Source organism: Microbispora sp. KK1-11 (assembly GCF_006874435.1).
Lineage (GTDB): Bacteria > Actinomycetota > Actinomycetes > Streptosporangiales > Streptosporangiaceae > Microbispora > Microbispora catharanthi.
The window spans coordinates 213,713-227,826 of the sequence record NZ_VIRJ01000009.1 but is presented as its reverse complement, the minus strand read 5'-3'; the positions used below and the strand labels follow the sequence as shown (position 1 = coordinate 227,826).

Genomic DNA, 14,114 nt, shown 5'->3' with positions numbered 1-14,114 from the left:
TTCCTGCGATTTGTGAACGATCACATAATCCGGACGCCATCAGCCCTTGACGGGCGAAAACATCCGATGTTAACTGCGGCTGACAGTCCGGAGACTGCGGTTGTGCGCCACCTCGTGCCGGAGGCGGCGCACGAAGCCCCGGGCTGTGACACACGGGGAGAGGCCCGCGTGGCGTCGATCCGGTCGCCGACAGCCGGCACGGCGCCGCGCGGCCTCTCCACCCCGTGATCCCCGTCCTCACTCACCGCCGCACCGACTCCCCGTCTCCCGCCGGACCGCGGGGGGCGGATCCGCCATGCCGCGACGCGTCCACCCGTCAGGGGGCGGCCACCACCACGAAAGGGTGAGCCATGTGATGAAGCTCCTGCGGCTCCTGCCGCTGCCTGCGCTTCTCGCGGGGCTGCTGACCGGCGGGGTCGCCGCCCCGGCGCGCGCCTCGGCTGCCGACGCCGCCTTCGACCAGGCGAGCGGCACGCTGAACGTCGACTACGCGAGCTACTTGTCCAAGCACGACGTCGTCTACAACCGGCCCAACACCAACCCCCTGTACGGCCTGACCGTGGGCAACGGCCGCACCGGCGCCATGGTCTGGAGTCAGAACGGGCTGACGATGCAGACGTCCGGGGTCGACCTGTCCGAGCAGTCCGCGTACGCCGCCGGGCTGGTGAACCTGGCGACCACCCCGGCGATGGACTCGGGCTACTCCACTTACCAGCAGCGGCTGTCCCTCTACGACGGCACCCTGGTCACGAAGTACGACACCAACCGGACCGTCACTGTCATGGGGTCGCCGAACTCCGAGGTGATGGGCATCCACGTGGACGACTCCCGGAGCGGGCTGTCGAACATCGCCCTGACGCTGAGCATGTGGGACCCGGCCACGGTCACCAACAGCGCCGACGTGCCCGACCTGAACACTTGGAAGACGATCTCCACGTTCACCGACGCGAGCGCCGCCGGGCTGAGCCGGGGGCAGTCCGATCCGAACGGCTTCGGCTACACGCTGGCGGCCACGGTCGAGGGCGCGAGTTTCTCCACCCAGGTGGTCGACTCGCGGACGGTGCGGCTGACCATCACACCGACCTCCAGCTACACCATCTGGTTCACCGCGGCGAGCCGGATCAACGCACCCAACCGCGACTCCCTCGCCCAGGCCCGCAACCAGCTGAGCTCGGTCAAGTCCACCGGATACGCCACCACGTTCACCAACTACAAGAACTGGTGGCACGCGTTCTGGGCCAAGTCGTTCGTGCAGTATTCGGGGCTGGGCGGCGACGCCGACTACCTGGAGAACGTCTACTACCTGTCCACCTACATGATCGCTGCGGGCGGCTACGGCAACTATCCGGCCCACTTCATCAACGGCGTCTTCCGGGCGACACAGGACAACACGAAGTGGAGCAACGCGTACTGGTACTGGAACCAGCGCGACGTCTACCTGTCCTTCCTCGCATCCAACCACACGGACCTCATCGACCGGCACAACAACCTGTACAGCCGCAACTACAACGCGCTGAAGTCGTACACGCAGACGCGGTACGGCGTGGACGGCCTGTGGGTTCCGGAGACCATGGGCTGGGACGGCAACGCGCGCGGCACGGTCGGCAGCGACTACACCAAGAACATCCTGTCCACCGGCTATGAGGCCGCCTACAGCATGTACATGCGGTACCGGTACACGAACGACGCGAACTACCTGCAGAACGTCGCCTACCCTTATCTGCGGGAGACGGCGAAGTTCTACTCGGCCATGCTGTCGCACGACGCCGCGACCAACACGTACTACATGGCCAACTCCAACTCCCACGAGACGTACTGGAACGTCCGCAACGCGATCACCGACCTGGCCGCCGTGCGCAGCATGTTCCCGCTGGCCATCCAGGTGAGCCAGCAGCTCGGGGTCGACGCGGGGCTGCGGTCCACCTGGCAGAACGTGCTCGACCACCTGACGCCGTACGTCGTCTCGAACGGCGCCTACCAGCCGCACCAGCCGCCGATCTCGCAGACCAGGAACAACGAGAACGTCTCGGCCGAGCTGATCTGGCCCTACGAGGTGACCGGCATCGGTTATCCCGACTACCAGACCGCGGTCGACACCTGGAACCAGCGGCCCTTCCCCTACGGCAACGTGTGGTCCAACGACGCCGTGCAGGCCGCCCGGCTGGGCCTCGGCGACCAGGCGTACAACGGCATGAAGACCATGCTGCAGAAGTACCAGAACTACCCGAACGGGATGACGAACAACACCAACGGGGTGTTCGAGTACCTCGGCGTGCACCTGACCGCGCTCAACGAGTCGCTGATGCAGAGCTACAACGACAGGATCCGGGTGTTCCCGGCCGTGCCCGGCGACGCGTCGTTCGCCGGGAAGTTCACCCTCCTCGCGAAGGACGGCTTCCTCGTCAGCTCCGAACGTGAGGGCGGCGAGGTCAAGTACGTCGGCCTGAAGAGCCTTTATGGCAAGCAGGCCACGGTCGTGAACCCGTGGAACGGCCAGCAGGCGCGGGTCCGGCGGGTGTCCGACGGCGCGATCCTGACCACGGGCTCCGGAGCCGAGCTCACGTTCGCGACGGCCGCCGGCGCGGTCTACGTGGTCGAGCGCACGGCCAAACCGCTGAGCTCGTACGCGCAGGCCCGGCTGACCGGCACGGCGAACCAGGGCACGAAGGCGCTGAGCGGCACCGCGTCCGTCCTGGGCCTGGGTGCCACGCAGAGCGGGCTGGTGAACGACACCGAGCTCACCTACGACGCGAACTGGCACCACACGACGGCCCGCGGCTACGGCGACTACAACGACGACACCCACCACACGACCACGGCGGGGGCGACCGCGCGGTACACCTTCACCGGCACCGGCGTCGACTACCTGTCCGAGCGCAACGGCGACATGGGCAACGTGGACGTCTACATCGACGACGTCTTCCAGGCCAACGTCAACCTGTACGTGCCGGGGGCCCGGCAGGCCCAGCAGGTCGTCTACAGCAAGACCGGCCTGGCGAACGGACAGCACACCATCAAGATCGTCAACAGGACCACCTCGGTCGGCATGGTGGACGCCCTCCGGATCCGCACGCAGCAGGGCGGCTCCCCCGCCGTCAGCCTGCGTTCCCGGGCCAACGACCTGTACGTCACCGCCGTCACCGGGTCACCGCTGATCGCGAGCAGGTCCGGCGTCGGCGTGAACGAGCAGTTCGACCGGATCGACCTCGGCGGCGGGGACATCGCGCTGCGGGCCCGGTCGAACGGCAAATACGTGACGGCCGAGAGCGCCGGGGCGCAGCCCCTGATCGCCGATCGCGACGCCGTCGGCCCATGGGAGACCTTCCGGCAGGTCGCCAACCCGGACGGCACGATCAGCCTCAGGGCGCAGGCGAACGGCAGGTACGTCTGCGCCGAGAGCGGCGGCTCCCAGCCCCTGATCGCCAACCGCGACGCGATCGGTCCCTGGGAGTCGTTCGACCTCGTGACCACCTGACGCCCTCGTGGGCCCGACGCGGACGCGGGACATCCGTGCCCTGCCCGCGCCGGCCCCCGGGGACGGCGCGGACGGCGCGGACGGCGCGGACGGCCTGGGCACCGCCCGGTCTCGACCCGTGAAACCCGCGTCCTCGTGAAACTTCCATTCGCAGGTGAGGGGGTGTGGCAGCTCAGCGCGTGCCCGCGGTGCTCCGGCGAACCGCGTTCTTGTTCCCCGCCCGGGTCTTGGCCAGCGTGATGCCCTGGCCGCTCGACGGGTGCTCCCCTCGCATCCGGCGGCCCCAGGACTTCCACGACCCCCAGGGACCCGAAGGAGACCCGTGCGAACGCGAACGCTCACGATCGCCCTCACCGCGGCGATCGCCCTGTCGATCGGCGCGGCCGGCCAGGTGCCCGCCCTCGCGGCCGCCGACGGCCCCGCGCTGACGGTGGACACCACCACCGGGCGGCACCCCATCAGTCCGTACATCTACGGCATGAACTTCGCCGACGAGGCGCTGGCCAAGGAACTGCGCCTCCCGGTGCGCCGGTGGGGCGGCAACGCGACGACCCGCTACAACTACCTGTACGACACCAGCAACCGCGCCTCCGACTGGTACTTCGAGAACATCGCCGAGGACAACGCCGACCCGTCGAAACTGCCGGACGGCTCGACGGCCGACCGGTTCGTCGAGCAGGACCGGCGCACCGGCACCGACACGATCCTCACCGTCCCGCTGATCGGCTGGGTCCCCAAGGGCCGCGACGGCTCCTGCGGGTTCTCCGTCGCCAAATACGGCCCGCAGCAGCAGACCGACCAGTGGCGTCCCGACTGCGGCAACGGCGTGAAGCCCGACGGCACGAAGATCACCGGCAACGACCCCCACGACACGAGCGTCGAAGCCGGGGCGGCGTACGTGAAGGACTGGATCGGCCACCTCACCGGCAGGTACGGCACGGCCTCGGGCGGCGGCGTGAAGTTCTACAACCTCGACAACGAGCCCGACATCTGGCACAGCACGCACCGGGACGTCCACCCCGAGGGCGCGAGCTCGGTCGAGCTGCGCGACAAGGCCTACCTCATCGGCGCCGCCGTGAAGGCCGCCGACCCCGGGGCGAAGACGCTCGGCCCGGTCGGCTGGGGCTGGTCCTCCTGGGACTACTCCGGCCTCGACCAGGAGACCTGCGGCCGGACCAACTGCTGGTCGAACCCCCCGGACAAGGAGGTCCGCGGCGGCCTTCCGTTCACCACGTGGTACCTGCGGCAGATGAAGAAATACGAGGACGAGCACGGCCTGCGCGTCCTCGACTACTTCGACGAGCACTTCTACCCACAGGCGTCCGGCGTCGCCTTCGGCTCCGGCGGCGACCCGGCCACCGACGCCCTGCGGCTGCGCTCCACCCGGGCGCTGTGGGACCCGTCGTACACGGACGAGAGCTGGATCAGCACGCAGGTCCGGCTGATCCCGCGGATGAAGGAACTGGTGGCCGCCGAGTATCCCGGCACCAAGACCGCGATCACCGAGTACAACTGGGGCGCCCTCGACCACGTCAACGGCGCCCTGGCCCAGGCCGACATCCTCGGCATCTTCGGCCGCGAGGGCCTCGACCTCGCCACCCTGTGGGGGCCGCCCACGGCCTCCCAGCCCGGCGCGTACGCCTTCCGGATGTACCTGAACTACGACGGCAAGGGCGGCCGGTTCGGCGAGACGGCGGTCGGCGCGACCAGCGCCGACCAGGGCAAGCTGGCGGTGTACGCCGCCGAGCGGGCTTCCGACCGGGCGCTCACGCTCGTCGTGGTGAACAAGACCGGCGGCGACCTGACCAGCCAGGTCGCCGTCAAGGGGCGCGCCGGCGGAGCGACCGCCCAGGTCTACCGGTACGGCGCGGCCGACACGTCGGCCATCAGGCGCGACGCCGACGTGCAGGTCGGGGCCGGCGGCTTCACCGGCACGTTCCCGGCCAACTCGATCAGCACCGTCGTGATCCCCGCCGGCGCCGGCCCGTCGCCTTCTCCCTCACCATCCGCCTCGCCTTCTCCCTCCCCGTCCGCCTCGCCGTCCCCCAGCCCCTCCACCAGCCCGTCGTCCTCCCCGAGCCCCAGCCCGTCCCCTTCGCCCAGTCCCTCTCCCAGTTCCTCGCCGACGCCGGCCGCCACCTGCACGGTGACGTACACGGTCACCAACCAGTGGACCGGCGGCTTCCAGGCGGGAGTCCGGATCGTCAACCGGGGGGCCGCGGCCGTGAAGGGCTGGCGGCTCGGCTGGACGTACGGCAACGGGCAGACCGTGACCCAGCTGTGGGACGGCTCCTACACCCAGAGCGGGCCGAACGTCACGGTGACCAACGCCGGCTACAACGCCACGATCGCGGCGAACGGCGGCAGCGTGACCTTCGGCTTCCTCGGCCGCTGGGACAACGGCGCCAACCCCGCACCCAAGCAGTTCACGCTCAACGGCTCGCCCTGCGCGACGAGCTGACCCACCGACCCCGGTGCCGGCCTTCCCCGGCCGGCACGGCCGGGGTCATTCCACCATCGCGCCCTTGTCGCGTCCGCACGTACTGAAGTCGTCGTGCCGGCCGCAGGCTCTGACGAGGGTGAAATCACGCCAGACGGCCATCGGCGAGGAGACCGCCTGGCCGTCACGACTCACCGGAAAGGGGCCGCACCGATGCCACGGGCCGCCGCCCGGAGGCCAGACGTTCAGCCAGACCGCGTCACCCGGGCGGGTGCGGCCGGTGAGGGTCGCCCAGTAGTGCCACTCCCCGCGCGGGCCCGCGTCTCCGCGCCAGAGCGTGACGTCCACCTCGTTGCCCCACTTCCCGTTCGTCAGGGAGTACACGGGCCTGACGTTCTTCACCGTGTCAGGGTTCGGCCCCGGCCAGGTGCGGCAGTCGATCGGCCGATCCCCGCCGGGGCCGGCGGAGGCCGCGCCGGATGGGACGCACAGGAGCACGGTCGCGGCGACGATCGCCGTGGTGGTCCTGCCATGCCTGGTTCGAACCACCCTGTGACCCTCTCCGAGTGCGCTTGCCACCCGGACGAGTATCGATGACAGGAAGTGTTCACGCAATCACGCTCAGCGAATACGCGACCAATGCCCGTCGAGGGAAATCCTGCCGCTAAAAGCACCAGAACGGCCAAAAAGCAATCATTGACCGCCATTTGACAAAAAGTTACATTACGTCGGCAGATCGGGGGTTCGGGCGCTCGAAAGGAGACCCTCCTCATGGTGCGACGATTCCTGATCACCGCGGCGGCGGCCGTGCTCGTCCTCGTGTGGGGCGTTCCGCCGGCCGCGCACGCCGTGGACGGGACCAGGACGCCGGGATCGCCCTCCTACACGGTCACCCTCACCAGCAACGCCTCGGGCAGCACGTGGACAGGACATGAGAGCGTCACCTTCGCCAACCTGTCGGCGGACCCCCTGACGGAGGTCTACCTCCGCCTCTGGGACAACTACCACGGGGCATGCCCGTCCACGCCGGTCACCGTGACCAACGTGACCGGGGGCACGCCGTCCCCACTGTCGGTCTCCTGCACCGCGCTGAAGATCACCCTGCCCACGCCGCTCGCCCAGAACCAGAGCGCCTCGATCGGGTTCGATCTCGGCATCGTCGTGCCAAGCGGCGCCGACCGGTTCGGGCGCGACGGGTCCTACAACTTCATCGGCAACGCGCTGCCGGTCCTGGCGGTCCGCGACGCGAGCGGCTGGCACCTCGACCCGTACAGCAACAACGGCGAGTCCTTCTACGCGCTGATCAGCGACTACTCGGTGACGCTCGACCACCCGACCTCGCTGCTCGTGCCGGCGACCGGCACCTCCGTCGACACGCCGGGCACATCCGGCCGTACGATCACCAAGGCGACGGCGAAGAACGTCCGCGAGTTCGCGTGGGCGGCCGGGCCGTTCGTCAAGACCACGAGCACCACCACGACGGGCGTCGTCGTGAACGTCTACCGGGTGAGCTCGATCAGCTCCGGCAGCGCGAGCTCGATGATGACCACGGCGAAGAACGCGCTCGTCGCGCACGCGGGACGGTTCGGCGCCTACCCGTACGGCGAGGCGGACGTGGTGCTGGACAACAACTTCTGGTTCGGCGGCATGGAGTATCCGGGCTTCGTGCTCGACGTGGTCAGCTCCACCGCGCTCGCCCACGAACTGGCCCACCAGTGGTGGTACGGGATCGTCGGCGACGACGAGTACGCCGGCCCGTGGCTGGACGAGTCGTTCACCGACTACGCCACCGACCTCTACAACGGCCTCTCGGGCGCCAACTGCTGGAACAGCGTCTCCTGGCAGTCGTCGGCCGAGAAGATCAGCAACTCGATGGCCTACTGGGACGCCCATTCGAGCCGGTACGGCACGGTCGTCTACACCTACGGCAAGTGCGCGCTGCACGACCTGCGGCGCGCGATCGGCACGACGGCGATGCAGAACCTGCTGAAGAACTACGCCACCGCCCACTGGTACGGGGTCTCGACCACCGCGGAGTTCAAGGCCGCCGCGCAGGCCGCCACCTCCGTGGACCTGTCGTCGTTCTGGACCACCCACCGCATCGACGGCTGAGTTCACCGAACGTCCCGCTCCCGGCCCGCCCGGGAGCGGGACGCTCGCATCGCTGCGTTCCGGGCGGCCCGGTCTCGCACACGCCGGGCGCGATGACGGGGCCGGCACGCTCCGGCCGCCTATCCTGGCCGAATGAAGATCGGCAAGTTGGTCGGCGGTGTCCTCCTCGCGGTCCTCCTCCCGGGATGCTCGGCCGAGGGCGCCTCGCCTGCGGACGCTCTGAAGGTGAGCACCCCGGCCTTCGCCGAGGGCGCCGCGATCCCCGGGAAGCACGTGTGCGCCCGGCAGGGAGGCCAGGACGTCTCGCCCCCGCTGACCTGGAGCGGCGTTCCCGGGTCCGCTCGCGAGCTGGCGATCGTGGTGGACGACCCGGACGCCCCCGGCGGGACGTACATCCACTGGATCGTGACCGGCATCCCCGCCACCGAGACGAGCGTGCCCGAGGGCCGCGCCCCGGGGAAGGTCCTGCCGGGCAGCGACGGCAAGGCCGCCTACGCCGGCCCCTGCCCGCCGAGCGGGGTGCACCACTACCACTTCATCGTGTACGCGCTGCGCGGCCCGATCACGCCGGGCGGCGACGCGGCAGCGGTGCACCGGCGCATCAAGGACGCCGCGATCGCCTCGGGCGAGACCGTCGGCACCCGCAAAGGCTGACGGGCGCCCCGGCCTCGCCGGGGTGGCGAGGCCGGGGCCCTGCGTGAGGTCTACAGGTCAGGAGGCGTAGGTGGTGACTTTCCAGAGATAGCCGTCCGGGTCGCTGAAGTAGCCGAAGTATCCGCCCCACTGGGCGGGAGCCGCCTCCTTGACCACGCTGCCGCCGCCGGCCACCGCGTTGCGCATCATCTCATCCACCGCTTGCCTGGAGTCGGGGTTGAAGTGGAATGAGGCGCCGCGAAATCCGGATCCCTCCGCGGAGACTCCGGCGTCCTGTGCCGCCGCCTCCCATTCGTAGAGGGCCAGCTGCGGGGATCCCTCGCCCAGACTGAACGAAACGAAATGGCGGGTGTCCTTGTCGATCTCGCAGCCCAGGCCTTCGTAGAACTTCTTGGCTCGGGTCAGGTCCTGGACACCGAGCATGATGGCATTCACCTGCAGGGACACGGTTCTCTCCTGGTGGTTTCCGGGTGTTCGCCGGCCGAACCGGCAGGCCGGACATCCGAGCCGGGCCCGGATGTCACATCGGCGTGGGTTCGCCGGTCATTCAGGTATGACAGCCGCGACGGAGGAATGTGACAGATGGTCGAGCAGGACTGGCTGAGCGAGCGGTTCGCCGAGCACCAGGGCCGATTGCAGGCGATGGCCTACCGGATGCTCGGCTCGCCCAGTGAGGCCGAGGACGCGGTGCAGGAGGCCTGGCTGCGGGCCGGCCGCGCCGACACCGGCAGGGTGGAGAATCCGGCCGGGTGGCTGACCACTGTCGTCGCCCGGATCTGCCTGAACATGCTCGAGGCACGCCGCACCCGGCCGGAGGAGTCGGCCGGGACGCTGCCGCCCGAGCCGGCCGCGCCGCTCGCGGGCCTGCGCCCGACGAACCAGACCGGCCCCGAGGACGAGGCGCTGCTGGCCGATTCTGTCGGTGTCGCGCTGAGGGTGGTGCTGGACACGCTGAGTCCCGCCGAGCGGCTCGCGTTCGTCCTCCACGACGTCTTCGCTGTGTCGTTCGACGAGATCGGCGCCATCATCGACCGCTCCCCGGTGGCGGCCCGGCAGCTCGCCAGCCGGGCCCGGCGCCGGGTGCGAGGAGCGGCCGGGGCATCCGATGCCGCGCGATCTCCGAAGCGGGAGATCGTCGCCGCCTTCCTCGCCGCCTCCCGGAACGGGGATTTCGCCGCCCTGCTCGAGCTGCTCGATCCGGACGCCGTGGCCGGCGAGATCCGCGGCGCCCACGCGGTGGCGGCCTTCTTCGCCGGACGGGCTCAAGCCGCCCGGCTCGCCCTGGTCGACGGCGTTCCGGCGGCCGTCTGGTCGCACCGCGGCCGGCCGAAGGCCGTCTTCACGTTCACCGTCGGCGACGGGAAGATCACCCGCATCGCCGTCGACGCCGCCCCCGACCGGCTCCACGACCTCGACATCGTGTTCCTCGGCACCGACGACAAGGAGCGGGCTGAGCCGGCCGCGGTTGACGCGCTCGCCGGCCAGGACAGCGGGGGCCGAGCGCAGTGAGCACCTGGAGGAGCCGGCAGGCGACCTCCGCTTCCGAGCCGGTCAGAGTTCGAGGACGAGGCGGTCGGACCGGGCCCGCGACACGCAGATGAACATGACGTCCCCGGCCTCGCGCTCCTCCTCCGTGAGCAGGTCGTCGCGGTGATCGGGGACGCCGCCGAGCACCGCCGTCTCGCAGGTGCCGCAGGTGCCCTCGCGGCAGGACGACAGCACCGCGACCCCCGCCTCCTCGACCACCTCCAGGATCGAGCGGCCCTCCGGCACGGTCAGCGTCGTGCCGGTCAGGGCCAGCTCCACCTCGAAGGGGCCCTCCGCCGTGCCCTCCGCCGCGCCCTCCGCCGTGTCCTCCGCCGTGCCCGCGCCGTTCCGGGCCGAGGGCACGAAGCGTTCGACCCGCAGCGCTCCCTTCGGCCAGGAGGCGCACCGCTCCTGCGCGGCCGCCAGCAGCGGCTCGGGTCCGCAGCAGTAGACGAGGGTGTCCGCACGCGGGACGCCGAGCAGCGTGTCCAGGTCGAGCAGACCCGTCTCGTCCTGCGGGCACAGCTCCACCCGGCCCGGATGGTCCCGTGCGAGCCGGTCGGCGAACGCCATCGAGGCCCGGGTGCGCCCGCCGTACACCAGGCGCCAGTCGCACCCGCGCCGCGCCGCCTCCTCGATCATGGGCAGGATCGGGGTGATGCCGATGCCGCCGGCGACGAACAGGTAGCGGGGCGACTCGGCGAGGCCGAAGCGGTTGCGGGGACCGCGCACCCGGATCGTGTCGCCCTCGGCGAGCCGGTCGTGCACGTACGCCGAGCCGCCCCGCCCGCCGGACTCCCGCAGCACCGCCACCTGGAAGACCGAGGGGTCACCGGGGTCGCCGCACAGCGAGTACTGCCTGACCAGCCCCGGGGCGAGCAGCAGGTCGACGTGGGCGCCCGGCGTCCAGGCGGGCAGCGGGCCGCCGTCGGGACGGACGAGACGCAGGAGGACGACGCCTTCGGCGACGGGCGTCTTGCCCGCCACCTTCACGTCGAGCTCCGGTTCCGTGACGGGCATGGTCGCCGAGGCTTCCTTTCTGGAGGATGTCGTGTCTCAGACGAGCGCGGCGGCCGGGGCCGGGGAGTCCTGCGCCGCCGTGGGCCGGGGCCGGTGGCCCTCCGGGTGGCCGAGCAGCCAGTCCCACAGGGCCACCGGGTCCTCGAACTCGCGCTCCGCCCCGCAGAAGCAGGAGGCGTGCAGCCGGTCCGTCCCCGGCAGCCAGCGGATGCGGTAGACGGTGCGGCCGGCCCGCGCACCGGAGTCCCGTGCGTTCATCGAACGGCGCTCTGCGAGGGCACGGAGTCGGCCGGCACGGGGCCGGCCATCCGGGCGAGGAGGCGGCGGGCGGCCAGCCCGCCGGTGTCGATGTTCACCGACAGCTCCTGGTATCGGTCCGGCTCCGCGGCCAGGACCTGCTCCAGCGTGTTGAGCGCGGCCACGTCCTGCAGGACGACGGTGCGGTTGCTGTCCCGCAGGAAGTCGGAGACCTTCTCGTCGTCGAGCGCGAAGTCGCGGGCCACCGCCCAGAAGTCGTAGGTGGCGTTGTCCGTCGACGGGGTGATCGCGTACACGACCTCGACGTGGAAGGCGTGCGGGTCCGTGCCGTCGGCGGCGGGCGGGGGCGATCCGACGGGGGCGACGCGGCTGTGCAGCAGATACAGGCACGGCGGGTGATACTCGATGTCCTGCCAGCGGGTGATCCGGCCCTTGATGCCGGTCGACTCGGCGTAGAACGGCGGGCAGGCCGCGTCGTCCATGTGGCGGCTGACGTAGACGACGCCCGCGTCCTCGTCGACCTCCGTCGTGATCGGGGTCTCGGCCACCTCCGGGGTGCCGATGTACCCGCCGTGCAGGTACGTCTCGTGGGACAGGTCGAGGAGGTTGTCCACGAGCAGGCCGTACCGGGCGTTCAGCGGCTCCATCCCGCACACCGTGGCGTAGTCGGGCGAGGCCAGCCAGGGAGCGCGCGGCGGCAGCGTGTCGCCCGGCTCGCGGTCGCCGATCCACACCCAGACGAACGAGTCCTGCTCCACCACGGGGTAGGTGCGCAGCCGCGCGGTGCGCGGGATGCGCTGCTGGGCGGGCACGGCGACGCAGACGCCGTCCGGTCCGTAGGTGAAGCCGTGGTAGCCGCAGACCACGCGGTCGCCGACCAGGTGGCTGGGCGATTCCGACAGGGGGAACCGGCGGTGCACGCAGCGGTCGGCCATCGCCACCGCCCGCCCGTCCTCGGTGCGGTAGAGCAGGATCGGCTCGTTCAGGATGGTGCGGCCGAGCTGACGCCGGCCGACCTCGTGACCGTAGGCGGCCACGTACCACTGGTTGCGCGCGAATTCGGTGACGATCACGAATTACTCCTCGAGGCCGGCGGGCAGAGGCCGCCTGCGCAGGTCGGGTTTGCGGATCTTGCCGGAACCGGTCTTCGGCAGCGCGTCGACGACGTCGACGTAGACCGGGATCTTGTACTTCGCGAGCCGGGGGCGGAGGAAGTCGCGCAGCTCGCCGGGGGTGACGGCCGCGCCGGGGCGCGGCACGACGAAGGCGCGGCCGACCTCGCCCCACGTGTCGTCGGGCACCCCGACCACGGCGGCCTCCGCCACGGCCGGGTGTTCGAAGAGCACGCCCTCGACCTCCGCCGGGTAGACGTTCTCCCCGCCGGAGATGTACATGTCCTTCACCCGGTCGACGATGTGGAGGTGGCCCTCGTCGTCCAGGGTGGCGATGTCTCCTGAGTGGAACCAGCCGCCCTCGGCCAGCGCGGCGGCGGTCGCCTCCGGATCGCGCCAGTAGCCGGGGGTGACGTTCGGCCCCTGAACGAGAACCTCGCCCGGCTCGCCGGGCGCCACGGGGGTGAGGTCGGGCCGGACCACGCGCACGTTGGCGAAGAACACCGGCACCCCGGCGGAGCCCACCTTGCGCACGCTCTCGCCCGCCTCCAGGAAGGTCGCGCCCGGCGAGGTCTCGGTCATCCCGTAGCCCTGGCAGAAGACCAGGCCCCGTTCCTGGTAGGCGCGGATCAACGCGACCGGGATGGCCGCGCCCCCGGACATGAGAGTGCGCAGCGAGGACAGGTCGGCGCCGTGCCACCGGGGCGACCGCGCCAACGCGGCGAACATCGCGGTGACCCCGAACATCCAGGTGACCCGGTGCTTCTCGATGAGGTCGTAACACCGGTCGACATCCCATGACGGCATGATGACCGAGATGCCGCCTTTGAGGAAGGTCGGCAGCAGGGTCTGGTTCAGGGCCGCCACGTGGAACAGCGGCGCGCTGATGAGCGTGACCTCGGTGCTCGTCACGTCCACGCCGATCATGATGTGGAAGCAGTTCCACACCAGGTTGGCGTGGCTGAGCATGGCGCCCTTGGGCCGTCCGGTGGTGCCGGAGGTGTAGAGGATGAGGGCGATGTCGTCGAGTGCCACCGGGGTGTCGATCGGCGTGGGGTCGCCCTGCGACAGCCACGTCTCGTAGTGCCGCTCCCCCTCCGCCGGGGAGTCGAGCGCCACGACCGTGCGCGGGCCTGGGAGATCGCGGACCGCCTCCGCGCACTGTGCCGCGCATTCCGGCGCGTAGACGAGGACGGACGCGCCCGAGTGATCGAGCATGTACGCGATCTCGGGCGCGGCCAGCCGGAAGTTCAGCGGGACGAAGATCCCGCCGAGCACGTGGGTGGCGAACATCGTCTCGGCGAAGGCGACGTGGTTGGGACCGAGGTAGGCGACCCGGTCCCCCGCCCGCACTCCCGCGTCACGCAGCCGCGACGCGAGCCTCGTCGTCCGCTCGTGGACCTCCGCGTAGCTGAGCGGCCGGTCCTCGTAGACGAACGCGGTGCGGTCCGGGCTCATCTGGGCCCTGCGGGCCGGCCAGCCTCCCAGTCCGGCGTTGCGCATGAGTGGTACCCCT

The 14,114-nt window shown here is 70.6% G+C and carries 12 protein-coding genes and 1 pseudogene; 6 read left to right on the top strand and 7 right to left on the bottom strand.

Annotated elements, in window-relative coordinates:
• Nucleotides 1–355 precede the first annotated feature (355 nt).
• Together FLW16_RS16040 and FLW16_RS46200 are read left to right on the top strand one after the other, a co-directional pair.
• Nucleotides 356–3,475 (top strand): glycosyl hydrolase family 95 catalytic domain-containing protein, encoded by a 3,120-nt coding sequence (locus tag FLW16_RS16040; RefSeq protein WP_185949439.1) that lies wholly within the window; start codon nucleotides 356–358, stop codon nucleotides 3,473–3,475.
• 478 nt (nucleotides 3,476–3,953) lie between these two features.
• Nucleotides 3,954–4,784 (top strand): annotated as a pseudogene (locus FLW16_RS46200) (glycoside hydrolase family 44 protein); the annotation flags it as partial.
• A 545-nt stretch (nucleotides 4,785–5,329) separates the two neighbouring features.
• Here the strand turns inward: FLW16_RS46200 and FLW16_RS46195 are convergent.
• On the bottom strand, nucleotides 5,330–5,614 hold the full coding sequence (locus FLW16_RS46195) for a hypothetical protein (protein WP_396686377.1): 285 nt from the start codon (nucleotides 5,612–5,614) through the stop codon (nucleotides 5,330–5,332).
• 7 nt (nucleotides 5,615–5,621) lie between these two features.
• On the opposite strand from FLW16_RS46195, the gene FLW16_RS46190 reads away from it, so the two are divergent.
• Nucleotides 5,622–5,936 carry a cellulose binding domain-containing protein gene (locus FLW16_RS46190; protein WP_396686375.1) on the top strand — a complete coding sequence of 105 codons (315 nt, stop codon included), beginning with the start codon at nucleotides 5,622–5,624 and terminating at the stop codon, nucleotides 5,934–5,936.
• A 45-nt stretch (nucleotides 5,937–5,981) separates the two neighbouring features.
• On the opposite strand, the gene FLW16_RS16030 is transcribed toward FLW16_RS46190, so the two are convergent.
• Complete coding sequence (locus tag FLW16_RS16030) at nucleotides 5,982–6,464, bottom strand: hypothetical protein (protein WP_142560821.1); 483 nt, start codon at nucleotides 6,462–6,464, stop codon at nucleotides 5,982–5,984.
• A gap of 222 nt (nucleotides 6,465–6,686) precedes the next feature.
• Here FLW16_RS16030 and FLW16_RS16025 point away from each other — a divergent pair, with 222 nt between their 5' ends.
• Together FLW16_RS16025 and FLW16_RS16020 are read left to right on the top strand one after the other, a co-directional pair.
• A complete protein-coding gene (locus FLW16_RS16025) occupies nucleotides 6,687–8,027 on the top strand; it encodes a M1 family metallopeptidase (RefSeq protein ID WP_142560820.1) in 1,341 nt (446 codons plus the stop codon).
• Between the two features lie 132 nt (nucleotides 8,028–8,159).
• A complete protein-coding gene (locus FLW16_RS16020) occupies nucleotides 8,160–8,681 on the top strand; it encodes a YbhB/YbcL family Raf kinase inhibitor-like protein (protein ID WP_142560819.1) in 522 nt (173 codons plus the stop codon).
• 57 nt (nucleotides 8,682–8,738) lie between these two features.
• Here FLW16_RS16020 and FLW16_RS16015 read toward each other — a convergent pair whose 3' ends face one another.
• Nucleotides 8,739–9,128 (bottom strand): VOC family protein, encoded by a 390-nt coding sequence (locus FLW16_RS16015; RefSeq protein ID WP_142560818.1) that lies wholly within the window; start codon nucleotides 9,126–9,128, stop codon nucleotides 8,739–8,741.
• 135 nt (nucleotides 9,129–9,263) lie between these two features.
• Here FLW16_RS16015 and FLW16_RS16010 point away from each other — a divergent pair, with 135 nt between their 5' ends.
• On the top strand, nucleotides 9,264–10,190 hold the full coding sequence (locus FLW16_RS16010; protein ID WP_142560817.1) for a sigma-70 family RNA polymerase sigma factor: 927 nt from the start codon (nucleotides 9,264–9,266) through the stop codon (nucleotides 10,188–10,190).
• Nucleotides 10,191–10,232: 42 nt separating this feature from the next.
• On the opposite strand, the gene FLW16_RS16005 is transcribed toward FLW16_RS16010, so the two are convergent.
• Genes FLW16_RS16005 through FLW16_RS15990 form a run of 4 tightly spaced genes read right to left on the bottom strand, consistent with a single transcriptional unit; the run spans nucleotide 10,233 to nucleotide 14,101 of the window.
• On the bottom strand, nucleotides 10,233–11,228 hold the full coding sequence (locus FLW16_RS16005; protein ID WP_142560816.1) for a PDR/VanB family oxidoreductase: 996 nt from the start codon (nucleotides 11,226–11,228) through the stop codon (nucleotides 10,233–10,235).
• Between the two features lie 36 nt (nucleotides 11,229–11,264).
• On the bottom strand, nucleotides 11,265–11,486 hold the full coding sequence (locus tag FLW16_RS16000) for a hypothetical protein (RefSeq protein ID WP_142560815.1): 222 nt from the start codon (nucleotides 11,484–11,486) through the stop codon (nucleotides 11,265–11,267).
• On the bottom strand, nucleotides 11,483–12,559 hold the full coding sequence (locus FLW16_RS15995; RefSeq protein ID WP_221891105.1) for an aromatic ring-hydroxylating dioxygenase subunit alpha: 1,077 nt from the start codon (nucleotides 12,557–12,559) through the stop codon (nucleotides 11,483–11,485). The genes FLW16_RS16000 and FLW16_RS15995 overlap by 4 nt, the downstream gene beginning before the upstream one ends.
• 3 nt (nucleotides 12,560–12,562) lie before the next feature.
• Nucleotides 12,563–14,101, bottom strand: coding sequence for a long-chain fatty acid--CoA ligase (locus FLW16_RS15990; protein ID WP_142560814.1), 1,539 nt, complete (start codon nucleotides 14,099–14,101; stop codon nucleotides 12,563–12,565).
• Nucleotides 14,102–14,114: the final 13 nt, after the last annotated feature.

What these genes read in the sequence shown, in the direction of transcription:
- FLW16_RS16020 (WP_142560819.1), top strand. Translation starts at nt 8,160, where the DNA reads ATGAAGATCGGCAAGTTGGTCGGCGGTGTCCTCCTCGCGGTCCTCCTC.
- FLW16_RS16010 (WP_142560817.1), top strand. Translation starts at nt 9,264, where the DNA reads ATGGTCGAGCAGGACTGGCTGAGCGAGCGGTTCGCCGAGCACCAGGGC.
- FLW16_RS16000 (WP_142560815.1), bottom strand. Translation starts at nt 11,486, where the DNA reads ATGAACGCACGGGACTCCGGTGCGCGGGCCGGCCGCACCGTCTACCGC.
- FLW16_RS16005 (WP_142560816.1), bottom strand. Translation starts at nt 11,228, where the DNA reads ATGCCCGTCACGGAACCGGAGCTCGACGTGAAGGTGGCGGGCAAGACG.
- FLW16_RS16025 (WP_142560820.1), top strand. Translation starts at nt 6,687, where the DNA reads ATGGTGCGACGATTCCTGATCACCGCGGCGGCGGCCGTGCTCGTCCTC.
- FLW16_RS16040 (WP_185949439.1), top strand. Translation starts at nt 356, where the DNA reads ATGAAGCTCCTGCGGCTCCTGCCGCTGCCTGCGCTTCTCGCGGGGCTG.
- FLW16_RS15990 (WP_142560814.1), bottom strand. Translation starts at nt 14,101, where the DNA reads ATGCGCAACGCCGGACTGGGAGGCTGGCCGGCCCGCAGGGCCCAGATG.